Origin of the sequence: Streptomyces clavuligerus (genome assembly GCF_005519465.1) — a bacterium.
Taxonomy (GTDB): domain Bacteria; phylum Actinomycetota; class Actinomycetes; order Streptomycetales; family Streptomycetaceae; genus Streptomyces; species Streptomyces clavuligerus.
Genome location: NZ_CP027858.1, coordinates 2,012,403 through 2,035,567, shown reverse-complemented (window position 1 = coordinate 2,035,567; position 23,165 = coordinate 2,012,403). Strand labels below are relative to the sequence as shown.

General features: G+C 71.6%; 22 protein-coding genes and 1 riboswitch. Of the genes, 13 read left to right on the top strand and 9 right to left on the bottom strand.

From position 1 onward, the window contains the following. The first annotated feature begins 46 nt into the window (after positions 1 to 46). Positions 47 to 1,498: a catalase gene (locus CRV15_RS08140; protein ID WP_003953944.1), complete on the top strand. Its 1,452-nt coding sequence runs from the start codon at positions 47 to 49 to the stop codon at positions 1,496 to 1,498. 145 nt (positions 1,499 to 1,643) lie between these two features. On the opposite strand, the gene CRV15_RS08135 is transcribed toward CRV15_RS08140, so the two are convergent. Beyond that, positions 1,644 to 2,048: a CBS domain-containing protein gene (locus tag CRV15_RS08135; RefSeq protein ID WP_003953945.1), complete on the bottom strand. Its 405-nt coding sequence runs from the start codon at positions 2,046 to 2,048 to the stop codon at positions 1,644 to 1,646. A gap of 178 nt (positions 2,049 to 2,226) precedes the next feature. Continuing rightward, complete coding sequence (hisN, locus tag CRV15_RS08130) at positions 2,227 to 3,051, bottom strand: histidinol-phosphatase (protein WP_003953946.1); 825 nt, start codon at positions 3,049 to 3,051, stop codon at positions 2,227 to 2,229. Between the two features lie 149 nt (positions 3,052 to 3,200). On the opposite strand from hisN, the gene CRV15_RS08125 reads away from it, so the two are divergent. Further along, a complete protein-coding gene (locus CRV15_RS08125; protein WP_009997485.1) occupies positions 3,201 to 3,971 on the top strand; it encodes a TetR/AcrR family transcriptional regulator in 771 nt (256 codons plus the stop codon). Here the strand turns inward: CRV15_RS08125 and CRV15_RS08120 are convergent. The 4 genes from CRV15_RS08120 to CRV15_RS08105 all read right to left on the bottom strand — a co-directional run bounded on the left by CRV15_RS08120 (position 3,947) and on the right by CRV15_RS08105 (position 7,772). After that, on the bottom strand, positions 3,947 to 4,270 hold the full coding sequence (locus tag CRV15_RS08120) for a DMT family transporter (RefSeq protein ID WP_003953950.1): 324 nt from the start codon (positions 4,268 to 4,270) through the stop codon (positions 3,947 to 3,949). The two genes, CRV15_RS08125 and CRV15_RS08120, sit on opposite strands and share 25 nt — an antisense overlap. 228 nt (positions 4,271 to 4,498) lie before the next feature. Beyond that, complete coding sequence (gene rsgA / locus CRV15_RS08115) at positions 4,499 to 5,512, bottom strand: ribosome small subunit-dependent GTPase A (protein ID WP_003953951.1); 1,014 nt, start codon at positions 5,510 to 5,512, stop codon at positions 4,499 to 4,501. Positions 5,513 to 5,524: 12 nt separating this feature from the next. Further along, a complete protein-coding gene (gene aroA / locus CRV15_RS08110; protein ID WP_003953952.1) occupies positions 5,525 to 6,847 on the bottom strand; it encodes a 3-phosphoshikimate 1-carboxyvinyltransferase in 1,323 nt (440 codons plus the stop codon). Positions 6,848 to 7,094: 247 nt separating this feature from the next. Beyond that, positions 7,095 to 7,772 carry a M50 family metallopeptidase gene (locus CRV15_RS08105; protein ID WP_044955067.1) on the bottom strand — a complete coding sequence of 226 codons (678 nt, stop codon included), beginning with the start codon at positions 7,770 to 7,772 and terminating at the stop codon, positions 7,095 to 7,097. Between the two features lie 190 nt (positions 7,773 to 7,962). Here CRV15_RS08105 and CRV15_RS08100 point away from each other — a divergent pair, with 190 nt between their 5' ends. From CRV15_RS08100 to def, 8 genes are all read left to right on the top strand, one after another. Then, complete coding sequence (locus CRV15_RS08100; RefSeq protein ID WP_003953955.1) at positions 7,963 to 8,787, top strand: SOS response-associated peptidase; 825 nt, start codon at positions 7,963 to 7,965, stop codon at positions 8,785 to 8,787. Between the two features lie 31 nt (positions 8,788 to 8,818). Then, entirely contained in the window at positions 8,819 to 9,502 is a 684-nt protein-coding gene (locus CRV15_RS08095; RefSeq protein WP_003953956.1) for an alpha/beta hydrolase family protein, read from the top strand. A 254-nt stretch (positions 9,503 to 9,756) separates the two neighbouring features. Further along, positions 9,757 to 10,410, top strand: coding sequence for a sigma-70 family RNA polymerase sigma factor (locus CRV15_RS08090; RefSeq protein ID WP_003953957.1), 654 nt, complete (start codon positions 9,757 to 9,759; stop codon positions 10,408 to 10,410). Beyond that, complete coding sequence (gene rsrA, locus CRV15_RS08085) at positions 10,407 to 10,793, top strand: mycothiol system anti-sigma-R factor (RefSeq protein ID WP_003961760.1); 387 nt, start codon at positions 10,407 to 10,409, stop codon at positions 10,791 to 10,793. The genes CRV15_RS08090 and rsrA overlap by 4 nt, the downstream gene beginning before the upstream one ends. A gap of 200 nt (positions 10,794 to 10,993) precedes the next feature. Continuing rightward, complete coding sequence (locus tag CRV15_RS08080; RefSeq protein ID WP_003953959.1) at positions 10,994 to 12,412, top strand: HD-GYP domain-containing protein; 1,419 nt, start codon at positions 10,994 to 10,996, stop codon at positions 12,410 to 12,412. A 116-nt stretch (positions 12,413 to 12,528) separates the two neighbouring features. Further along, positions 12,529 to 13,953 (top strand): HD-GYP domain-containing protein, encoded by a 1,425-nt coding sequence (locus tag CRV15_RS08075; RefSeq protein WP_230864249.1) that lies wholly within the window; start codon positions 12,529 to 12,531, stop codon positions 13,951 to 13,953. Between the two features lie 183 nt (positions 13,954 to 14,136). Then, positions 14,137 to 15,132 carry a tetratricopeptide repeat protein gene (locus tag CRV15_RS08070; protein ID WP_003953961.1) on the top strand — a complete coding sequence of 332 codons (996 nt, stop codon included), beginning with the start codon at positions 14,137 to 14,139 and terminating at the stop codon, positions 15,130 to 15,132. Between the two features lie 217 nt (positions 15,133 to 15,349). Beyond that, positions 15,350 to 16,003, top strand: a complete 654-nt coding sequence (gene def / locus CRV15_RS08065) for a peptide deformylase (RefSeq protein WP_003953963.1) — start codon at positions 15,350 to 15,352, stop codon at positions 16,001 to 16,003. A gap of 88 nt (positions 16,004 to 16,091) precedes the next feature. Here def and CRV15_RS08060 read toward each other — a convergent pair whose 3' ends face one another. Both CRV15_RS08060 and CRV15_RS08055 read right to left on the bottom strand, forming a co-directional pair. Beyond that, positions 16,092 to 17,111, bottom strand: coding sequence for a ribonucleotide-diphosphate reductase subunit beta (locus CRV15_RS08060; RefSeq protein WP_003953964.1), 1,020 nt, complete (start codon positions 17,109 to 17,111; stop codon positions 16,092 to 16,094). Next, positions 17,108 to 19,540 carry a ribonucleoside-diphosphate reductase subunit alpha gene (locus CRV15_RS08055; RefSeq protein WP_003953965.1) on the bottom strand — a complete coding sequence of 811 codons (2,433 nt, stop codon included), beginning with the start codon at positions 19,538 to 19,540 and terminating at the stop codon, positions 17,108 to 17,110. The genes CRV15_RS08060 and CRV15_RS08055 overlap by 4 nt, the downstream gene beginning before the upstream one ends. Before the next feature lie 143 nt (positions 19,541 to 19,683). Further along, positions 19,684 to 19,807: riboswitch (cobalamin riboswitch) on the bottom strand. Between the two features lie 215 nt (positions 19,808 to 20,022). Here CRV15_RS08055 and CRV15_RS08050 point away from each other — a divergent pair. Together CRV15_RS08050 and CRV15_RS08045 are read left to right on the top strand one after the other, a co-directional pair. Then, on the top strand, positions 20,023 to 20,229 hold the full coding sequence (locus CRV15_RS08050; RefSeq protein WP_003953967.1) for a type II toxin-antitoxin system VapB family antitoxin: 207 nt from the start codon (positions 20,023 to 20,025) through the stop codon (positions 20,227 to 20,229). Then, positions 20,220 to 20,639 (top strand): PIN domain nuclease, encoded by a 420-nt coding sequence (locus tag CRV15_RS08045; protein ID WP_003953968.1) that lies wholly within the window; start codon positions 20,220 to 20,222, stop codon positions 20,637 to 20,639. The genes CRV15_RS08050 and CRV15_RS08045 overlap by 10 nt, the downstream gene beginning before the upstream one ends. A gap of 57 nt (positions 20,640 to 20,696) precedes the next feature. Here CRV15_RS08045 and CRV15_RS08040 read toward each other — a convergent pair whose 3' ends face one another. Continuing rightward, a complete protein-coding gene (locus CRV15_RS08040) occupies positions 20,697 to 21,461 on the bottom strand; it encodes a GntR family transcriptional regulator (RefSeq protein ID WP_003953969.1) in 765 nt (254 codons plus the stop codon). A gap of 304 nt (positions 21,462 to 21,765) precedes the next feature. Here CRV15_RS08040 and CRV15_RS08035 point away from each other — a divergent pair, with 304 nt between their 5' ends. Then, the gene (locus CRV15_RS08035) at positions 21,766 to 23,064 is read left to right on the top strand and encodes an extracellular solute-binding protein (RefSeq protein WP_003961765.1); all 1,299 of its coding nucleotides are present in this window, start codon (positions 21,766 to 21,768) and stop codon (positions 23,062 to 23,064) included. Positions 23,065 to 23,165 lie beyond the last annotated feature (101 nt).

The window sequence follows — 23,165 nt, the reverse complement described above, 5'->3', positions numbered from 1 at the left end:
GATCGGATCGGCACCAGGGCCAGGACACACGATCATGGAGGCGTACGTGACGCAGGGACCGCTCACCACGGAGGCCGGAGCGCCGGTCGCCGACAACCAGAACAGCGAGACCGCGGGCGTCGGTGGTCCGGTGCTGGTCCAGGACCAGTCCCTCCTGGAGAAGCTCGCGCACTTCAACCGCGAGCGCATCCCGGAGCGCGTCGTCCACGCACGGGGCGCGGGCGCCTACGGCACCTTCACGGTCACCGCCGATGTGACGCGGTACACCCGGGCGGCGTTCCTGTCCGAGGTCGGCAAGGAGACGGAGACGTTCCTCCGCTTCTCCACGGTGGCCGGGAACCTGGGCGCGGCGGACGCGGTGCGCGACCCCCGCGGCTTCGCGCTGAAGTTCTACACCGAGGAGGGGAACTACGACCTCGTCGGCAACAACACCCCGGTGTTCTTCATCAAGGACGCCATCAAGTTCCCCGACTTCATCCACACCCAGAAGCGCGACCCGTACTCGGGCTCCCAGGAGGCCGACAACGTCTGGGACTTCTGGGGTCTGTCCCCCGAGTCGACCCACCAGGTGACCTGGCTCTTCGGCGACCGCGGCATCCCCGCCTCGTACCGTCACATGAACGGCTACGGATCTCACACCTACCAGTGGAACAACGCCGCCGGTGAGGTCTTCTGGGTGAAGTACCACTTCAAGACGGACCAGGGCATCAAGAGCCTCACCCAGGACGAGGCCAACAAGCTCGCGGGCGAGGACCCGGACAGCCACCAGCGGGATCTGCGCGAGGCCATCGAGCGGGGCGACTTCCCGAGCTGGACCGTGCAGGTGCAGATCATGCCCGCGGCGGAGGCGGCGGCGTACCGCTTCAACCCGTTCGACCTCACCAAGGTGTGGCCGCACGAGGACTACCCGCCGATCGAGATCGGCCGGCTGGAGCTGAACCGGAACCCGGAGAACATCTTCGCGGAGGTCGAGCAGTCCATCTTCTCGCCCGCCCACTTCGTGCCGGGCATCGGCCCCTCGCCGGACAAGATGCTCCAGGGGCGCCTCTTCGCCTATGGGGACGCCCACCGCTACCGCGTCGGCATCAACGCCGACCATCTGCCGGTGAACCGTCCGCACGCCACCGAGGCACGGACCAACAGCCGGGACGGCTTCCTGTACGACGGTCGCCACAAGGGCGCGAAGAACTACGAGCCCAACAGCTTCGGCGGACCGTTCCAGACGGACAAGCCGCTGTGGCACGCGTCCCCGGTCGGGGGCGACACGGGCAACCATGTGGCCCCGAGCCACACCGACGACAACGACTTCGTCCAGGCGGGCAACCTCTACCGGCTGATGTCCGAGGACGAGAAGGGCCGTCTGATCGCGAACCTGTCCGGCTTCATCGCCAAGGTCTCGCGCGACGACATCGCCGAGCGGGCGATCAACAACTTCCGTCAGGCTGACGGAGACTTCGGCAAGCGGCTGGAGGCCGCGGTCCAGGCCCTGCGCGGCTGACGGGCGCTTGCCGTAGACGGAGGGCCGGATTCACTGTCCAGGGGGGTCCGGCCCTCCTTTGTCGTTCTTTATCGCGCTTTACCGCTTTTTTATCGTTCCCGCCGGTGACCCCGGTGACCCCGGTGACCCCGGTGGGTGCCGGGGCTCAGCCGACCAGTGCGCCCTGTCGCTCGCGGGCCGGTACCCAGCAGCGGATGATGTCGCGGACGGAGACCACGCCGACGGGGCCGTGGCCGTCCAGCACGATCAGATGGCGGAAGCCGCCGTGCGACATCGCCTCGGCCGCCTCGTCCAGGGTCCAGGACGGAGCGGCGTAGACGACATCGGTGGTGGTGTGGGCGCCCGCGGTCTCCTGATCGGGGTCCTGGCCCGCCCCCACCGAGGTGAGGATGTCACGCTCGGTGAGAATTCCCGGGCCGCCCTCGTTGTCCCCGTCGAGAACGACGGCGGCCCCGACCCGGCGCGCGGCCATCAGCCGTGCGGCCTGGCGCAGGGTGTGGGCGGGTCCGATGGTGAGGACCATCGTGCTCATGGCGTCACGGACGAGCATGGATGGAGCCACCTCCTTGGTGTCGGTTCCTCGGGAACCGATTCACAAGTTCACAAGTGGGGGGAGCTCTCAGCGTCGCAGCCGGAGCCGGTCGCGGCAAGGGGCCCGGAGGCGGCGGTTCCCGTTGACACGGGGAACCGCCACTGTGCGTGACGGGATCGTGTCGGTCGGCAGTGGGTCAGGAGTGTCGGCCGAGGTGGCCGAGCAGCTCCTCGTGGAGCAGTCCGTTGGACGCGGCGGCATTGCCGCTGTGCGGGCCCGGGACACCGTCGAGGCCGGTGAAGACTCCGCCCGCCTCCTGCACCACCACCACGAGCGCGGCCATGTCCCACAGGGACAGCTCGGGCTCCGCGCAGAGGTCGAGGGAACCCTCCGCCACCAACATGTATGGCCAGAAGTCGCCATATCCCCGGGTGCGCCAGCAGGCGCGCGTCAGTTCGAGGAAACCGGCGAGGCGGCCCTGCTCCTCCCAGCCGGTCAGGGAGGAGTACGCGAAGGACGCGTCCGCGAGCGTGCCGACCCGGGACACCCCGAGCCGGGTGGCCGGGCCGGGCGCGCCCCGGAGCCCGGGGGTGAGGGAGCTCCGGGTGTACGCGCCGCCGCCCTGCGCGGCCCACCAGCGCCGCCCCAGCGCGGGGGCCGAGACCACGCCGACCACCGGCTGAAAGCCGTTCTCGCCCTCCTCCATCAGCGAGATCAGCGTCGCCCAGACCGGTACGCCCCGGACATAGTTCTTGGTCCCGTCGATCGGGTCGATCACCCAGCGGCGGGGGCCCGAGCCTTCGAGGCCGTACTCCTCGCCGAGGATCGCGTCCGTGGGGCGGTCGCGCAGCAGCCGGGCGCGGATCGCCTCCTCCGCCGCCTTGTCGGCCTCGCTCACCGGGGTCATGTCCGGCTTGGTCTCGACCTGGAGGTCCAGTGCCTGGAAGCGGGACATGGTGACGGTGTCGGCGGCGTCGGCGAGGTCGTGGGCGAGACGGAGATCGTCGTCGTAGTCGGGCATGGCCGTCACTCTAGCGAGCCGGGGGTGGCAGGTCGGCCAGGGGCGGACCACGGGCCTTGACAGTGCGAGGGCGGCCGTCAAACCTGAGCGGAGCGCCGCACGGCGGAGGGCATCGGGGCCCCTGAGCCATGCGGTCAGGGGAGGCTGCGATGCCCACGGCCCGTGAGTCCCTGCTCGACGCCGCACAGGCCGCGCTTCATCATCTGCCCTGGTCAGGGGTGCGGATGGTGGATGTCGCCGCCGCCGCGGGGCTGTCGCGGCAGACGCTCTACAACGAGTTCGGCAGCAAGGACGGACTGGCCAGGGCGCTGCTGCGGCGCGAGGCCGACGCCTATCTCCAGGGGGTCGACCGGCTGCTCGACGAGGTGAGCGGTCCGGTCGACCCCCTGGTGGCGCTCGCCGAGTGGACCGTGGGCCAGGCGCGCACCCGTCCACTGCTGCGGGCCCTGCTCACGGGGTGCTGGGGGGAACGGCTGCCCGAGCCGCGGCCGGTGCGCATGGGCACGGTTCCGGCCGGGGTGCCCGCACAGCGCCGGGCCGACGCGGGGCTGCCCGCTCCGGCCGAGGTGGTGGCGCTCGTGCGGGACCGTTCGCTCGCCGTGCTGGGTCCGTACGGGGTGGCGGCGTCCCAGGGTCCCGGGCCGTACGGGCAGGACGTCGAGGAGTGGTCCCGCAACTCGGCGGACCGCTGTGAGCTGGCGATGCGGCTCGCGCTCTCCTGTGTGATCGCCCCGGCGGCGGACGGGGTGGGGACGCTGGTGCGCCGGGTGGTCGGGCCCACGCCGCCTCCCCGGCCCGTACCGCCTTCCGCGTTCGCGGGTCCGTCCGTGCCGGCGGATGGGCGCCCGCCGGGTTCCACGCCCGTGGGGCCCTCGGCCGTCGGGGCCCCGGGGGGTCAGTGCGCGGAGCCCGAGAGCTGAAGTCCGATCACCCCGATGATCACCAGCGTGATCGAGGCGATCTTGAGGCCGGAGACCAGGTCGCCGAGGAAGACCATGCCGTAGATGGCGGTGCCCGCCGCCCCGATGCCGGTCCACACCGCGTACGCCGGTCCCACCTCCAGCTTCTTCAGCGCGAGGGTCAGCAGTCCGAAGCTGCTCAGGGCGAAGGCGGCGAAGGCGACGGTCGGCCAGAGCCGGGTGAAGCCGTGGGAGAGCTTCAGACAGACGGCGAAGCCGGTTTCCAGCAGTCCCGCGATCACCACCAGCAGCCATGCCATGGTCAGTGCCTCCCCGTCAGTCGATGACCGCTCTGTCGGATCTGGCGATTGTAGGCACGCAAAGAGCTTTTTATCGGGTAATTGTGGGCGAATTACCCATTTTCGCGTCGCGCGCCCTATGCGCCGAACTCCCCCGCCCGCCCCGCCCGCGTCGCGCGGTCCCGTACCGCGACGCCCCGTGCCGCCCGCCCCGGCACGGGGGCGGGCGGGTGGCGTGCGTCCCGTGGCTCAGTCGCCCTCGTGGCGTTCGCGGGTGGCGAGCAGCCGCCGCAGCGAGTGGAGCCGGGCCGGGTCCGCGTGGCCGTCGGCGACCCACGCGTCCAGCGCGCAGTCCGGCTCGTCGTGGCTGCACGCGCGCGGGCACTCCGCCGTGCCCGGTTCGAGGTCGGGGAAGGCGTGGATCACCCGGGACGGGTCCACATGGTTCAGGCCGAAGGAGCGCACACCGGGGGTGTCGATGACCCAGCCGCCCTGCGGGTCCGCGAGCGGCAGGGCGAGCGCCGAGGTCGTGGTGTGCCGCCCGCGCCCGGTGACGGCGTTGACATGGCCCGTCGTCCGGCGGCGGTCCACCGGGACCAGCGCGTTGACCAGGGTGGTCTTGCCCACCCCGGAGTGGCCGACGAAGGCCGTGGTGCGGCCGGTCAGATGCTCCCGCACCCGTTCGGCCGCGACCCCGTCCACGAACTCGTCCCGGGTGGTGACGACATAGGGGACGCCGAGGGCCCCGTACCGCTCCAGCAGTCCGTCCGGCGGGGCCAGGTCGGACTTGGTGAGCACCAGCAGGGGGTCGAGTCCGCCGTCGTACGCGGCCACCAGACAGCGGTCGATGAGCCGGGGGCGCGGCTCGGGGTCGGCGAGGGCGGTGACGATGGCGAGCTGGTCGGCGTTGGCGACGACGACCCGCTCATAGGGGTCGTCGTCGTCCGCCGTGCGGCGCAGCACGGAGGAGCGCTCGCCGATGCGGACGATCCGCGCCAGGGTGTCCTTCGCCCCGGAGAGATCGCCGACGAGCCAGACCCGGTCGCCGACGACGGCGGCCTTGCGGCCCAGTTCGCGCGCCTTCATCGCGAGGATGACGCGGTCCTCGACGAGGCAGGTGAGCCGTCCGCGGTCGACGGTGAGGACCATGCCCTCACAGGCGTCCTCGTGTTTGGGGCGGATGCTGGTCCGCGGCCGGTTGCCCTTGCGGTTGGGGCGGACGCGGATGTCGTCCTCGTCGGGGTTCTTGCCGTAGCGCCGCATGTCAGTTCCCGTTCAGCTTTCCGCTCCGAGCATGGTGGTCCACATCCGGGGGAAGTCGGGGAGGGTCTTGGCGGTGGTCGCCACGTTCTCGATCTCGACGCCCTCGACCGCGAGGCCGATGATCGCTCCGGCGGTGGCCATCCGGTGGTCGTCGTAGGTGTGGAAGACGCCGCCGTGCAGCGGGCGGGGGCGGATGTGCAGCCCGTCCTCGGTCTCGGTGACGTCACCGCCCAGGTTGTTGATCTCCTTGGTGAGCGCCGCCAGCCGGTCGGTCTCGTGGAGCCGCAGATGGGCGACGCCGCGCAGGGTGGAGGGGGAGTCGGCGAGGGCCGCGACCGCCGCGATGCCGGGGGTCAGCTCGCCGACCTCGCTCAGGTCGACGTCGATGCCCCGGACCCGGCCGGAGCCGGTGAAGGTCAGGCCCCGGTCGGTCAGCTCGCAGGAGCCGCCCATCCCGGTGAAGATCGTGCGCAGCGCGTCACCGGGCTGGGTGGTGGTGAAGGGCCAGTCGGGGACGGTGACCCGGCCGCCGGTGACCAGCGCGGCGGCGAGGAAGGGCTGGGCGTTCGACAGGTCGGGCTCGATGGTGATGTCCCGGCCGAGGACGGCGGAGGGGGAGACCCGCCAGACGTTGGGCTCGCCGCCGGTCTCCGGCTCGTCCACCTGGGCGCCGACCGCGCGCAGCATGTCGACGGTCATCCGGATGTGCGGCATCGAGGGCAGCCGGGCGCCAATGTGGCGCACCTCGACCCCCTGGTTGAAACGGGGCCCGGAGAGCAGCAGCGCGGAGACGAACTGGGAGGACGAGGAGGCGTCTATCTCGACCCGCCCGCCGTCGAGGGCGCCGCTGCCGTGCACGGTCAGGGGCAGGGCGCCGCGGCCCTCGTCGTCGATCCGGGCGCCGAGGGCGCGCAGGGCGTCGATCACTCCGTGCAGGGGGCGTTCATGGGAACGGGGGTCCCCGTCGAAGCGGACGGGGCCGTCGGCCAGGGTGGCGACGGGCGGCAGGAAGCGCATCACCGTGCCCGCGTTGCCGACGTCGACGGTGGCGGGGCCGTGCAGACCGGCGGGGATGACCCGCCAGGACTCGCCCTCGCCGTCCGGTCCCACGCCTTCCTCGATGCCGACGCCGAGGGCGCGCAGGGCCTGGGCCATCAGCAGGGTGTCGCGGGAGCGCAGGGGGCGGCGCAGCCAGCCGGGCTCGGCGGCGAGGGCGGCCAGCACCAGGGCGCGGTTGGTGACCGACTTCGACCCGGGCACGGTCACCGTCGCGTCGACGGCTCCGCTCGCGGAGGGGGCGGGCCAGAGGGCGGGGTGCGCGGGAGCTTCGGTCATGGGCCTTACTTTAGTGGCTCGCCGGAGGCCGCGATCTTGATCAAATACGCCGAAACCGGGGCGTAATCGTTGAGTGGTAGGGGCGGATACGGTGCGTCACCGGCTCCGGCCGGCCGGGACCCGGTCGTGCGGTGCGACGGTGTGGTGGGACCGTGCGGTGCGACAGGGCGTGCTACGAGGTGCTGCGGTGCGGCGTGCTGCGAGGTGCCGCGTGCCGCGGTGCGGTGCCGCGTGATCGTGCGGGGGCTCACCCCAGCTCGGCGAGCCAGGGTGCGAGCAGCCATCGCCCGCCGCCGATCAGCGAGCAGAGCGAGACCGTGTGGAAGAAGAGGAACCAGAGCCCCACAGGGACCCCGGTGAGCCGGGAGAGCTGGTCGGCGTCCGAGTCGGGAGCGCCGCCGTGCCGCCGCTTGGACTGGAGCTCGAAGGCCGGGCGCACCCCGCCCAGCAGCAGGAACCAGACGGCGGTGTACGCGAAGGCGGCCTGCGTCTGTGCCGTCGCCAGCCAGGAGACGAGCAGGAAGGCCGCACCGGTGAGGACCACCACGAGCGCCCCGTACGCGTTGCGGACCATCACCAGGAGGGCGAGCAGCAGGGCGGTGGCCGCCCACAGCAGCAGGGTGATCCGGTCCGCCGCGAGCAGCCAGGCGCCGCCGAGGCCGAGCAGCGGTGGGGCGGTGTAACCGGCCGCCGCGGTGAGGATCATGCCGAGGCCGGTCGGCCTGCCCCGGCTCACCGTCAGCCCGCTGGTGTCGGAGTGCAGCCGTATGCCCTCCAGGCTGCGCCCGGTGAGCAGGGCGACCAGACCGTGGCCGCCCTCGTGGGCGACGGTGACGGCGTTCCGGGTCACCCGCCACACCGGCCGGGGCAGGACGAGGGCGAGCGCGAGCAGCGCCGTCGCGACGATCAGCCAGGTCTCCGGCATCGGCTGGGTACCGGAGAGCCGGTCCCACAGTCCGCCCGGGGAGGCGCTGCCGAGAAGGGACACGGGGCCCGTTCCGTCGGCGGCGGTGCGGGACGGGCCGTCCGGTCCTGCGCCGATGAAAGCGGAATAGATGCTTTCCATTTCTGGGGCGGCTCCTTACGGGACGGGCGGGAGTGGCAGTGTGGCACTCATGTGCGGACGGTATGCGGCCAGTCGTGGGCCCGAGGACCTGGCGGGACTCTTCGATGTGCGGAGCTTCGGCTCCGACTTCGGCGAGGAGACCCTGGCACCGGACTGGAACGTGGCCCCCACCAAGGAGGTCTACGCGATTCTGGAACGCCCTCTGAAAGACGCGGAGGACCGTCGTCCGGTTCGCCAGCTCCGCAGACTGCGCTGGGGGCTCGTCCCGTCCTGGGCGAAGACCCCGGAGGGAGCGGCCCGGATGATCAACGCCCGCTCCGAGACCGTCCACGAGAAGCCCTCGTTCCGCGGCCCGTTCGCGGCCCGGCGGTGCATCCTGCCCGCCGACGGCTATTACGAGTGGGTGACCGGAGGCGGCGAACGGGAGCTGGAGGAACAGGGCCGGCGGAAGCGGCCCCGGAAGCAGCCGTACTTCGTCACCCCGGCGGACGGCTCGGTCCTCGCGATGGCGGGTCTGTACGAGTTCTGGCGGGACCGGACCCTGCCGGACGGGCACCCCAGGGCCTGGTGGGCCACGTGCACCGTGCTGACCACCGAGGCGGAGCAGGGGCCGCTCGGGGTGGCCCCGGCGGAGGGGCCGCACACACTGGCCGACATCCACCCCCGGATGCCGCTCATGCTCACCCCCGACCGCTGGGACGCCTGGCTCGACCCGGCGCGGACGGACGTCGAACGGCTGCGCCCGCTGCTGGAGCCGCCGCCGGAGGGGCTGATGCGGGCGTACGCGGTGACGACGGCGGTCAGCAACGTCCGCAACAACGGACCCGAGCTGCTGACGGAACTGGAGGGGCCGGAGGAAGGCACGCTCTTCTGACGGGTGGCCCGGCCGGAGGCAGGATGGCCCCGTGACCCCACACGGAACAGACACCGCACCCCAGGGCCCCGGGAGCCCCGGCGGCACCGAGACCGTCGACACCGGTCCCCCCGGCACCGCCCGGATCGCCTGGTACCCCGCCGCCCGCCCCCGGCTCGTCCTCGCGCTCGGCCACGGCGCGGGCGGCGGCACCGCGACCCGCGACCTCCTCGGCATCGCCCGCACACTCCCCGCCGACGGCGTCACCGTCGCCCTGGTGGAGCAGCCCTGGCGGGTCGCGGGCAAGAAGGTCGCCGCCGCCCCCGCCACGCTCGACACCGCCTGGCGCGGACTGTGGCCCGCCCTGCTGCGCCCCGGTCTCCCCGTGATCGCGGGCGGACGCAGCGCCGGGGCCCGCGTCGCCTGTCGCACCGGCCGCGAGCTGGGCGCCGTCGCCGTGCTCGCCCTCTCCTTCCCGCTCCACCCGCCCGGCCGCCCCGAGCGCTCCCGCGCCGCCGAACTCCTCGGCACCGCCCTGCCCACACTGGTCGTCCAGGGCGCGGCCGACTCCTTCGGCAAGCCGCCGGAGTTCCCCGACGGCCCGTACGGGCTGACCGAGGTCCCGGCCGCCGACCACGGCTTCGCCGTCCCCAAGCGATCGGGTATCACCGAGGAGCAGACCGTGACAACGATCACAGACGCGGTCCGTGCCTGGCTCCGGTCCCTGCGGGAATGACACGGCGCTCCGCTCTGTTGCAGCGAGTGTCAGGACGTCAGGAACAGAGCATGGAGTAGGGAGTCCCGCGCATGGCTTCGACCATCTGCCCCGGCCGCACGCGCCCCGCTGACCTGGAGTGGACCGTGCTCACCGCGGCGAGGACGGCCGGCCGCCGGGCGCCGGGCACCACCGATCGACAGGAGCCTTCGGCGGAAGGTCGACTATTCTCCGAAACGAGCGGGTCCGCACCCGGGCCCGGATCGTCGAAGGAGGTGGGTCCGGTCACTGGGACCGAAGACGGCCAGACGGTACAGCCTGCGGAGACGGCTGCCGAGCGGAACGCGCGCTTCGAGCGCGACGCCCTCGGCTACCTCGACCAGATGTACTCCGCCGCGCTGCGCATGACGCGGAACCCGGCCGACGCCGAGGACCTGGTGCAGGAGACCTTCGCCAAGGCATACGGGTCGTTCCACCAGTTCCGCGAGGGCACCAACCTCAAGGCGTGGCTCTACCGGATTCTGACCAACACGTTCATCAACTCCTACCGCAAGAAGCAGCGGGAGCCGCAGCGCAGCGCCGCCGAGGAGATCGAGGACTGGCAGCTCGCGCGCGCCGAGTCGCACATGTCGACCGGGCTGCGCTCCGCCGAGTCCCAGGCGCTCGACCATCTGCCGGACTCCGATGTGAAGGGCGCGCTCCAGGCCATTCCCGAGGAGTTCCGCATCGCCGTCTACCTCGCGGACGTCGAAGGCTTTGCCTACAAGGAGATCGCGGACATCATGGGTACCCCCATCGGTACGGTGATGTCCCGTCTGCACCGGGGCCGCCGCCAGCTGCGCGGCATGCTGGAGGACTACGCGCGGGAGCGCGGACTCGTCCCGGCCGGTGCGGGGGAGTCGGACGAAGCGAAAGGTTCGGGCTCATGAGCTGCGGAGACCCGCACGAGACGGACTGCTCGGAGGTGCTCGACCATCTCTATGAGTTCCTTGACCGGGAAATGCCGGACAGCGACTGCACCAAGTTCGAGACGCACTTCGAGGAGTGCTCCCCCTGCCTGGAGAAGTACGGTCTGGAGCAGGCGGTCAAGAAGCTGGTCAAGCGGTGCTGCGGCCATGACGACGTCCCCTCCGACCTGCGGGCGAAGGTCATGGGGCGGATCGATCTGATCCGCTCCGGCCACGCCGTCCCGGAGGAGGAGCTGACCGTCACGGTCCCCGGGGAGGCCCCGGCCCGCGAGGGCGCCTCCGTCCCGGAGAGCGCCACGGCCCGCGAGGAGGCCCCCGTCCGGGAGGCTCCCGGAGCGGACTGACCGCCGGGGAACACCACGCTCGACTGGCCGTACGACCGTACGCCGCAAGCGTGTGCGAAGAGGGTGTGCCGTGTCCGTCACGGCACGCCCTCTTCGTACGTACCAACCGTCACTCGTCTGTGCGAACCACGGTCGCCCCGGCCGCACCCGCCCCCTCAACTCGCTAGCGTGACGCGCGAGATGCGAAGGGGGGCGGCGCCGTGGGCTCCGTACCGGCGACGGCACGCGCGTACATTCTCTGCGCCCTGCTCTGCGCGGTGGCGTGCGCACTGCCCGCGCTCTGGCAGGAGAACCGCGTCGGCTGGTGCGTCGTGGCCCTGCTCGCCCTGCTCTACGCGGGCTGCGAGATGCCCTCCCGCCGCCGCTGTCCGGGCCCCGCCCTGCCGGTGAACGCCGGGTCCTTCTTCCCGGTGCTGCTGGCCGCCGCCTTTCTGCTGCCGCCCGCCGCCGCCGCGCTGGTCGCCGTGCCCGGGGCGGCGCTGGGCCCGGTCGCAGGCGGACCCGCCGCCGTGCGCCGCGTCTGGCGCGCCGCCCAGCTCGCCCTCGCCACCTGGAGCGCCGCCACCGCGGACGCCCTGCTCGGCGGCAGAACCGCCCTCGACGGACAGCACAGTCCGCACTTCCCGTTCGCGCTGCTCCCCGCCGCGGCCGCCGCCGTCACCTTCTGTCTGGTGCTCACCGTTCTCGAAGCGGGCATCCTCGCGGCGGCCGAACGGCAGCCCGCGCCCACCGCCTGGCGCGGACTCGTGCTGCGCTCCCTCGTCCCCCATCTGGTGCACGGGCTCGCCGGGCTGATGATGGCGGTCCTGTGGACCAGCCCGTACGGGCCGGTCTCCGCGCTCTTCGTGCTGCTGCCGATGTACATCTCCTGCTGGCTCTTCCAGCAGTACCACCGCGAGCGCTCCGCCCACCAGGCCACCATCCGCGCCCTGGTGCAGGCCGTCGACCTCAAGGACCGCTACACCCGGGGCCACAGCGAACGGGTCGGCCGGGCCTCGGTGCTCATCGCCCGCGAGCTGAACTGGGACGAACGCCGGGTCGAGGTGATCCGCTTCGCCGGGATTCTCCATGACGTGGGCAAGCTCGGGGTGCCGACCCGGGTACTGCGCAAGGAGGGGCCGCTGACCGACGACGAACGCCGGGTGATCCAGCTCCACCCCGAGTACGGCCATGAGATCGTGCGCGGCATCGGTTTCCTCGGCGAGGCCAGGAGCGCGATCCTCCACCACCATGAACGGATGGACGGCACCGGCTACCCCTGCGGACTCGCGGGGGAGCGCATCCCCGAGTTCGCCCGGGTGGTCGCCGTCGCGGACGCGTTCGACGCGATGACCTCGACCCGTTCGTACTCCCGGGCCCGCCCGGTCCCGGTGGCCCTCGCGGAACTGCGGCGCTGCGCGGGCTCCCATTTCGATCCGCGGATGGTGGAAGCCCTGGTCCGGGCGTTGGAGCGGCACGGCTGGGAGAGTGAGGTCACCGCCGACGACCCCACCGGGCAGCAGCCGCCGAAGCCCCGTGCGGGGCCCGCGGACGGCCGGGTCGAGGGGCCCGGCGGGGCGATCCCCGCCCAGTCCGCACGGGTCGCGGGGCGCACACGCACCCCGGGCGGGCCCGCGTGAGCCGGGCCGCGGGGTCACACCGCCGCACCCACGGCAGCCGCCGGGGCGCGCTCCCGCGCCCGCCCCGCCCCGGCACCGCCGTCCTCCTCGCCGTCCACACCGCCGGAGCGCTCCTCCTGGCCGCCGCGGTCGTCGCCACCGTCCGCGGCGGACTCCACGAACCCGTCACCGCGCTCTCCTTCGGCGCCCTGATCGCCATCGGCGAGCTGGCCCGCTGGGGCGCCGCCCCCGGGGAACGGGAGCCCGCGCCGCTCGGCGCCGCCGCGGCCCTCGCGTACGCCCTGCTCGGCGAGTGCGGCGGCGAGCCCACCGGCCACGGAGTCCTCCAGGTCGTCGCCGTGGTGGCCGCCGGAGCGCTCGCCGGAGCCCTGCCCCAGCTCGCCCACGGCCCGGGACCCGCCCTCGACCATGTGCTGCGCAGGGTGCTGACCTGCGTCTTCGCCGCCGGGTGCTTCCAGCCGATCTATAACTCCGGCGAGCTGGTGCACTGGGCGCAGGGTTCCTCGTACGCCCTGTTCCTGCTGGTCCTCACCGTGCTCACCGCGCTGTGGGACGCTCTGCTCGCCGCGCTGGTGCTGTGCGCCCGCACCGGCTTCCCCTACGGCTCGCTGCTCCGCGACGAACTGCGCGCGCTCCTCGGCATCGGCTCCGCGGTCTGCGCCACCGGGGCGGTCATCGCCCTCGCCGTGGCCGTCGCCGGGCTGTGGGCCCTGCCCGTCTTCTGTGTGCCGCTGCTCCTCACCCAGCTCTCCTTCCGGCGGTACGAGGCGGTCCGCGCCACCTATCGGCAGATCATCACCTCCCTCGCCCGCTCCACCGAGATCGCCGGATACACCCCGCCCGGCCACTCCCGCAGGGTCGCCGCGCTGAGCTGCGCCGTCGGCCGTGAGATGGGGCTGACCGGGGAGGATCTGACCGTTCTGGAGTACGCGGCCCTCATGCACGACATCGGTCAGCTCTCCCTGGTCGACCCCGTGCCCGACGGGGCGACGGCGCTGCTCCCGGCCGCCGAGCAGCGCACGATCGCCCGGCTCGGCGGGGCCGTGGTACGGCAGACCGGGGTGCCCGCCGAGGTCGCCGTGATCGTGGAGCGGCAGGCGGACCCCCTCCCCGAGCAGCCGCTGCCCGCCCGGATCATCCGCGCGGTCAACGCGTACGACGATCTCAGCGGAGCCGGAGCCGGAGCCGGAGCCGGAGCCAGGACCGGCCCCGGGGCCAGGACCGGAGCCGTACCCGGGGCGCGGGCGGAATCCCCCGCGCCGGGGGAGGCACCGGCGGCGGTGGGCGCGGACGGCGGCGGCCCGGCGGGCGACGGCGCCGCGGCGGGGCACGACGGCGCGGACGGGCACGCGGAGCGGGCGACGGACGGCCCGCCCGGGCCGCTGGAGCTGCTGCGCCGCGGCGCGGGCCGGGAGTACCACCCCGAGGTCGTGGAGTGCCTGGCCCGGGTCCTGAGCCGGGGCGGCCCCCTGTCCGCCGGGGCGTCCCCGCGGTCCGCCGAGCGCGGCCCCGGCGCCTCCGCCGGAGGCCGAAGCCGCTGATCCGACGAGGTCTGGACCCTTTGCTCCAGGGGTAACCCATGGGTAATGAGCCAGCCTTAAGGCAGGCATGGTTGGATGCGAAAGAGAGGCACGGCCAGCGTCAAGCGGACACACGAGAGCAAGGTCAGGAAGCACACCAACAGCGTCCGGGTCCATCACCCGAACGACCGGCAGGCGGTTATCGTGAAGATCTTCGGGAAGGTACGGCATCGGCCGTCCACCTCGTGGCGGCAGGCAACCGACCGCGCGTTCACGCTGATCGGCGACGGCCGGTACGAGGACGCGGGCGCGCTGCTGACCAGGGCCGCCGATCTGGAGCCGTGGCTCTCGGAGTCCTGGTTCAACCTCGCGCTGCTGCACAAGTTCCGCCATGACTGGGAGCAGGCACGCGCCGCCGGGCTGCGGGCCGTGGCCCTGCTCGACAAGGACGGGGGCGCCCCCGACTGGTGGAATGTGGGCATCGCCGCCACCGCCCTCCAGGACTGGCCGCTGGCCCGCCGCGCCTGGCAGGCGTACGGGCTGCGGGTCCCCGGGCTCCCCGGCCGCTCCGGCGCGGGCGCCGGCGGCGGGCCGCTGACCATGGACCTCGGCAGCGCGGCCGTACGGCTCTCGCCCGAGGGCGAGGCCGAGGTGGTCTGGGGCCGCAGACTCGACCCGGCCCGGATGGAGGTGCTCTCCATCCCGCTGCCCTCCTCCGGCCGCCGCTGGGGCGAGGTCGTCCTCCACGACGGGGTGCCCAACGGGGAGCGGACCACCGCCGCGGGCCCCTCGTACCCCGTCTTCGACGAGATCGAGCTGTGGGCGCCCTCACCCGTGCCCACCTGGGTGGTCCTCCTGGAGGCCGCGACCGAGGCCGACCGGGACGCCCTGGAGCGGCTGGCGTCCGACGCGGGCTACGCCGCCGAGGACTGGTCCTCGTCCGTGCGGCTGCTCTGCCGCTCCTGCTCCGAGAGCCGGATGCCGAGCGCGGAGGGCGAGGGCGAGCACCTCGACCCGCACGACCACAGCGAGCCGGGGCACCCCGGGCCGCTCGGCCACCGCACCTCGGGCGAGCTGTGGTCCGCGGAGCGCGAATGCGGGATAGCCGCCCCCGCCTCCCTGGTGCGCGGGCTGCTCGACGGCTGGGTGGCCGACAGCCCCGACACCCGTGAGTGGCGGGATCTCGAAGAGGTGTGCTGACCGTCCGCTGCCACGGTGCCGACGTCTGCCCGTAGGCTGTACGAGGAACAGCGGACGACGCGAACGGCACGGACGACACGCGGGGCCGGCCCGGGCTGACCGGCCGACCCGCTCGGCGACCGGCCGACGCGCGACCGGCCGACTCCGGACGGTCACCGCTGACAGCGCATTTCCAGCGCACTTCAACACCGAGGACCGAGGAAGGCGTACGGCAGACATGGCGTCGCAGCAGGAGACGGACCAGCAGGTCAACGAGACCGTTGCCGTGGACGACGAGGGATTCGTCGTGGACACGGAGGACTGCGAGGCGCGCGAGCTCGCCTTCCGCGAACGGGGCACCTCGCGTCCCATCACGGTCGTCGGCAATCCCGTGCTCCACCAGGAGTGCCAGGACGTGACCGCGTTCGACGAGGAGCTGGCGCGGCTGGTCGACGACATGTTCGCCAGCCAGCGCACCGCCGAGGGCGTGGGGCTCGCGGCCAACCAGATCGGCGTGGACCGGAAGGTCTTCGTCTACGACTGCCCGGACGACGACGGGGTGCGCCATGTCGGCCATGTCGTCAACCCGGTCCTGGCCGAGCTGCCGCCCGAGCGGCGGGTGCTCGACGACGCCAACGAGGGCTGCCTCTCCGTGCCCACGGCCTACGCCGAGCTGGCCCGCCCCGACTACGCCGAGGTCACCGGCCAGGACCTGCACGGCAACCCGATCCGGGTCCGGGGCACGGGCTACTTCGCCCGCTGCCTCCAGCACGAGACGGACCACCTCTACGGGCGGCTCTACATCGACCGGCTCTCCAAGCGGGACCGCAAGGACGCCCTGCGGCAGATGGCGGAGGGCACCCCCCGCTACCCGGTCGTCCCCAACAACTGACCCCGGTACCGCCCCGACGCCATGAGGAAGGGCCCCGTCCGCCACGGACGGGGCCCTTCCTCATGGGAAACGGGTCAGGGGCCCCCGGTCAGAAGTCCTCGCCGAGGTCCACCGAGCCCTCGACCGCCACCTGGTAGGCGGACGGACGGCGCTCGAAGAAGTTCGTCAGCTCCTGGACGCCCTGGAGCTCCATGAAGGAGAACGGGTTCTCCGAGCCGTACACCGGGGCGAAGCCCAGCCGGGCCAGCCGCTGGTCGGCCACGCACTGGAGGTACTCGCGCATGGACTCGGTGTTCATGCCCGGCAGACCGTCGCCGCACAGATCCCGGCTGAACTGGAGCTCCGCCTCCACGGCCTCCTTCAGCATGTCGGTGACCTGCTGCTGGAGGGCGTCGTCGAACAGCTCCGGCTCCTCCTTGCGGACCGTGTCCACGACCTCGAAGGCGAAGTTCATGTGCATCGTCTCGTCACGGAACACCCAGTTGGTGCCGGTGGCCAGACCGTGCAGCAGCCCGCGCGAGCGGAACCAGTACACATAGGCGAAGGCCCCGTAGAAGAACAGCCCCTCGATGCACGCCGCGAAGCAGATCAGATTGAGCAGGAAACGGCGGCGGTCGGCCTGGGTCTCCAGCTGGTCCAGCTTCTCCACCGAGTCCATCCAGCGGAAGCAGAACTGCGCCTTCTCCCGGATGGACGGGATGTTCTCCACGGCGGCGAAGGCCGCGTTGCGGTCCTCCGGGTCGGGGAGATAGGTGTCGAGCAGGGTCAGATAGAACTGGACGTGCACGGCCTCCTCGAAGAGCTGACGGCTGAGGTACAGCCGGGCCTCGGGGGAGTTGATGTGCTTGTACAGCGTCAGGACCAGGTTGTTCGCGACGATCGAGTCACCGGTGGCGAAGAAGGCGACGAGCCGCCCGATCAGATGCTGCTCACCGGGGCTGAGCTTGGCCAGGTCGGGCACGTCGGAGTGGAGGTCGACCTCCTCGACGGTCCAGGTGTTCTTGATGGCGTCCCGGTAGCGCTCGTAGAAGTCCGGGTAGCGCATCGGGCGCAGCGTCAGCTCGAAGCCGGGGTCGAGCAGGTTCTTCGTGGGGGTCGGGGACGTCACTGGCAGGCCTCGCAGGACTCGGGGTTCTCAAGGGAGCAGGCGACCGCGTCCTGGGGCACCTGCTGGACGGGGACGGTGGCGGGCGCGGCGGCGGCCGTGCCGGAGGCGGCGCGGGCGATCCGGGTCGCCGGGCGGGACCGCAGGTAGTAGGTGGTCTTCAGCCCCTGCTTCCAGGCGTACGCGTACATCGAGCTGAGCTTGCCGATGGTGGGCGTCTCCATGAAGAGGTTCAGCGACTGGGACTGGTCGATGTACGGGGTGCGTGCCGCCGCCATGTCGATCAGTCCGCGCTGCGGGATCTCCCACGCCGTGCGGTACAGCTCGCGCACCTCGTCCGGGACCCAGTTGAAGCCCTGGATCGAGCCACTGGCGTCGCGCAGCGCCTCACGGGTCTGGGCGTCCCAGACGCCGAGCCGCTTCAACTCCGCCACCAGGTAGGAGTTGACCTGGAGGAACTCGCCGGACAGGGTCTCGCGCTTGAAGAGGTTGGAGACCTGCGGCTCGATGCACTCGTAGACACCGGCGATGGAGGCGATGGTCGCGGTCGGCGCGATGGCCAGCAGCAGCGAGTTGCGCATACCGGTGGTGGCGACGCGCTCGCGCAGCGCGGCCCAGCGCTCGGGCCAGTGCTGCTCGACGCCGTAGTGGTCCGGGTGCAGCACACCCCGCGCGGTCCGGGTCTTCTCCCAGGCGGGGAGCGGTCCGTGGCGCTCGGCGAGGTCGGCGGACGCCTCGTACGCGGCCAGCATGATCCGCTCGGCGATCCGGGTGGACAGCGCCCGGGCCTCGGCGGAGTCGAACGGCAGCCGGAGCTGGAAGAAGACGTCCTGGAGGCCCATGGCGCCCAGGCCCACCGGACGCCACTTGGTGTTGGAGCGGCCCGCCTGCTCGGTCGGGTAGAAGTTGATGTCCACGACCCGGTCGAGGAAGGTCACGGCGGTGCGCACGGTGGCGTCCAGCCGCTCCCAGTCGATGTCGCCGCCGCTGACGAAGGCGCCCAGGTTGACCGAGCCCAGGTTGCAGACGGCGGTCTCGCCGTCGTCGGTGACCTCCAGGATCTCGGTGCAGAGGTTGGAGGAGTGGACCGTGTGGCCGGGCAGGGCGGTCTGGTTCGCGGTGCGGTTGGAGGCGTCCTTGAAGGTCATCCAGCCGTTGCCGGTCTGCGCGAGGGTGCGCATCATCCGGCCGTACAGCTCCCGCGCGGGCAGGGTCCGGCGGGCCAGGCCCGCGGCCTCGGCCTTGCGGTAGGCGGCGTCGAACTCGTCGCCCCACAGGTCGACCAGCTCGGGCACGTCGGCCGGGGAGAAGAGCGACCACTCGGTGTCCGCCTGGACCCGGCGCATGAACTCGTCCGGAATCCAGTGGGCCAGGTTGAGGTTGTGGGTACGCCGGGCGTCCTCGCCGGTGTTGTCGCGCAGCTCCAGGAACTCCTCGATGTCCGCGTGCCAGGTCTCCAGATAGACGGCCGCGGCGCCCTTGCGGCGCCCGCCCTGGTTCACCGCGGCGACCGAGGCGTCCAGGGTCTTCAGGAACGGCACGATGCCGTTGGAGTGGCCGTTGGTGCCGCGGATGAGGGAGCCGCGGGAGCGGATGCGCGAGTACGAGAGGCCGATGCCGCCCGCGTGCTTGGAGAGCCGGGCGACCTGGTGGTAGCGGCCGTAGATGGAGTCCAGCTCGTCCTGCGGGGAGTCCAGGAGGTAGCAGGAGGACATCTGCGGGTGGCGGGTGCCCGAGTTGAAGAGCGTGGGCGAGGACGGGAGGTAGTCCAGCCGGCTCATCAGGCGGTAGAGCGCGGCGACCTCGTCGAGGGCCCGCTCGGTGTCGTCCTCGGCCAGCCCGCAGGCCACCCGGAGCATGAAGTGCTGCGGGGTCTCGACCACCTTCCGGGTGATCGGGTGGCGCAGCAGATAGCGGCTGTAGAGGGTGCGCAGGCCGAAGTAGCCGAAGCGGTCGTCGGCGTCGAGGTCGATCAGCGCGTCCAGCCGGGCGGAGTGCAGCGCGACGAAGGCGGCGGTCCGGTCGGCGATCAGGCCCTCGGTGTGCCCGACGGCGACCGAGGCGGAGAAGGAGACGGCGCCCTGGCTGCGGGCCTCGTCGCCGATGGTGAGCGTGAGCAGTCGCGCGGCGAGCCGGGAGTAGGCGGGGTCCTCGGCGATGAGGCCCGCGGCGGCGTCGGTGGCCAGTCCGCGGAGCTCGGCCGCGTCCGATCCCGGGTGCCGGCCGCGCAGGGCGGCGGCGGCGACCCGTCCGGGGTCGGTGTCCGGCAGATCGGCCGTGAGGTCGGTGAGGGTCCGCAGCAGCGCGGTCCCGGGGCCGTCCTCGCCGTGCCCGGGGACGGGCGCGGCGGTCTCCCCCGTGACCTGGGGGGTGGTGGGCCGGATGATCTGCTCGGCGCTGCCCGAAGCCGGATCGGCTGGCGCGATGGTCACGTGGTGCTCTCCCTCGCTCGGCTCACGGGCCGGCGGGGCGGGCGGGCAGGCCGCAGGGCGCGCGTACCCGTGGGGCAGGCGCTTCCGGCGGCGTCCACCGACCCTAACCGCGAGGCCCGGACGTCTCGGCACCCGGTTCGGATGAGCCGGGCGCGCTGTCGGCAGACGTCCGGACTTGCGGGTACGACAAAGGCACCACAGCACACCGTTGCGGGACAGTTCCGGATTCCCACCGGATTCCTCTGCGTCGACAGCGAGATGAGCATACATGTGGTGGCGATGAGTGGTGATGCCCACCAGATGTTGTGTCGCAGGGGTGGCGATGGGTGAGCTGAGCGTGAGCAGGGGGCGCCGTGAAGCGTAGGTGCTCGCTGGGGGTCCGCCGGTCCGGTATGGGGAGGATCGCGCCAGCGATGTATGCTGTATTGTCTAGTCAATGTATGCAATGTGGATCGATGCATATATGAGATCGGGAGGCTTCGATGACCACAACGCAGATCGACCTCGATGATGAGCTGCTGGCCCAGGCGGCGGACATACTGGGCACGGCGACCAAGAAAGCCACCGTGAACGAGGCCCTGCGCCGACTGGTGGCCCTGGAGACCCAGCTGCGTCATCTGGATGAACTGGCGGCGGGGGAGTATCCGGACCTCGCCGACTCCGAGGTGATGGCGGGGGCATGGCAGTAGCGCGCTACCTGGTCGACATGAGCGTCTGGGCGCGGGCCGGGAAGCCGGGGGTGAGGGCGGCTCTGGAGCCCAAGCTGCTGCGGGGGCTGGTGGGCACGTCCGGAATCATCGATCTTGAGCTGCTCTTCAGCGCCCGGAACGCGGACGACTACGAGCGGATGCTGGGGCGGCGCCAGGCGTTCGAGTGGTTTCCCACCACCGACGAGATCGTCGCCCGTGCGATCGAGGTGCAGGGTTTCTGCGCGCGGAAGGGCAATCACCGGGCGCTGTCCATCCCGGACCTTCTGGTGGCGGCCACGGCCGAGCGCCATGGGCTGACCCTGCTGCACTACGACGGCGACTTCGATCTGATCGCCGAAGTCACCGGCCAGCTCACCGAATGGATCGTCCCCCGGGGCACGGCCGACTGACCAGGGAGGTGCCGCGCTCAGGGCCGCCGTCGCCGACGGCCCTGAGGCATGGCCGCCTCAGTGCGCCGGGCGCTGGAGGCGGGCGACGAACTTGTAGCGGTCGCCCCGGTAGACCGAGCGCACCCACTCCACCGGCTCCCCCCGCGCGTCCAGCGAGTGGCGCGAGAGCATCAGCATCGGCAGACCCACATCGGTCCCCAGCAGCCCCGCCTCGCGCGGGGTCGCCAGCGAGGTCTCGATGGTCTCCTCCGCCTCGGCCAGACGGACGTCGTACACCTCGGCCAGCGCGGTGTAGAGCGAGGTGTACTTCACCAGGCTCCGCCGCAGCGCGGGAAAGCGTTTGGCCGAGAGGTGGGTGGTCTCGATCGCCATCGGCTCGCCGCTCGCGAGCCGCAGCCGCTCGATCCTCAGCACCCGTCCGCCGGTGGTGATGTCCAGCAGCCCGGCCAGGGTGTCATCCGCCGTCACATAGCCGATGTCCAGGAGCTGCGAGGTGGGCTCCAGTCCCTGGGCCCTCATGTCCTCGGTGTACGAGGTGAGTTGGAGCGCCTGCGACACCTTGGGCTTGGCCACGAAGGTGCCCTTGCCCTGGATGCGTTCCAGCCGCCCCTCGACGACCAGCTCCTGAAGTGCCTGCCGTACGGTGGTCCGTGAGGTGTCGAATTCGGACGCGAGCGTACGTTCGGGGGGCACAGGCGTCCCCGGGGGCATAGTCTCTGTCATGTCCAGAAGGTGGCGCTTGAGCCGGTAGTACTTTGGTACGCGCGCAGTGCGGGTCGACGCCCCGCCCTCGCTCTCCGTCCCCACCCCGTCCGTGGTCATGCCCAGCCTTCCCGACTCCTGCGCTGCTGCCGTCACCGGCTCCTCCGTCTGTAGCGGCTCACATGGTGGCACGGTCCGGTCACGGGTCGTCGCCCTCCCTCAGGTGTCGGTCCTATAACGGACGCGACTGCCCTTCTTATACACCCTTGACACCCCAAAAGGTCTAGGCCAAGCTCCCGGGTACTGGTCTAAACCATTAAAGACCAGGTCCCAGCCCCACGGGCAGACCTGAAGCACTGTCACTGCGTGTTGTGCACTCCCGGGCGGTGGGGGGAAATCTTGCATCCCTTGAGGAGGGTGTGGCGTGAAGCGCAAGCTGATTGCTGCGGTCGGTGTGGCGGCCATGATGGTCTCGGTCGCGGCCTGTGGGTCGGACGACAAGGACAACGCGGCGAAGGACCCCAAGGACCGCACCGGTGAGCTCACCGTGTGGCTGATGAACGACGCGCAGTCCACCTGGCCCCAGGTCGTCAGCGACGCCACCAAGCAGTTCAACGCGAAGTACCCCAAGGTCAAGGTCAACGTCCAGTTCCAGCAGTGGGCCGACAAGACCAAGAAGCTCGACGCCGCCCTCTCCGGTGACAAGTTCCCCGACGTGGTCGAGCTGGGCAACACCGAGACGATGACCTACATCCTCGGTGGCGCCCTCGGCGAGATCGACGAGAAGAAGTACGCGAACTCGGACACCTGGATCAAGGGTCTGAAGGACACCTGCACCTACGAGGGCAAGCTCTTCTGCGTGCCCTACTACGCCGGTGCCCGCGTCGCCGTCTACAACGCCGACATGTTCAAGAAGGCCGGCGCCGGCGACAAGCTCCCCGCCACCGAGGCCGAGCTGACCGCCGCCCTGGACAAGGTCCAGACGAAGTTCGGCAAGGACAAGGGCTTCTCCTCCCTCTACCTGCCCGGTAAGTACTGGTACGCCGCCATGTCCTACGTGGCCGCGTACGGCGGGAAGATCGCCGAGGTGGACGGCGACGGCAAGTGGACCGCCTCGCTCTCCAGCCCGGAGGCCCAGAAGGGCATCCAGCACTACGTCGACCTGGTCAAGAAGTACAACAAGGCCGACAAGACCAAGGACGAGCAGGACCACGCCAACGTCATGGCGAACGAGAAGGCCGCCGTGATCTACGGCAACGCCTGGGAGGCCGGCAGCGTCGTCGGTGGCCAGAACGGCAACCCGAAGCTGGACGGCAAGATCTTCGCGGCCGGTATGCCCGGCCCCGAGGGCAAGGCGCTCCCGACCTTCATCGGCGGCTCGGACCTCGCCACCATCGCCAAGTCCAAGCAGCAGGACCTGGGCGAGGAGTGGATCTCGTTCTACACGAACGAGAAGTCGCAGGAAGGCCTGATGGCCAAGGCCACCCTGCCGAACAACACCAAGCAGCTCCAGGCGATGAAGACCAAGCCGGAGACCGCCGCCGCGGCCAACGCGGTCGAGGGCGCCTGGTTCACCCCGATCGCCCCGGGCTGGGCCGCGATCGAGAAGTCCGAGATCATCGAGCTGATGCTGCTCGACATCATCCGGGGCACCTCGGTCGCCGACGCCACGAAGAAGGCCGACGCGGAGATCAACAAGCTGATCAACACCGAGGGTGCCTGACCTTTCCGGTCACCAGCCTCTGATCTCCCCGGGGGGTGACGGCCCGGCGCCCGCGCCGGGCCGTCACCCCCGCCTCAGGTGACAAGTCGAACGGAAGGCCA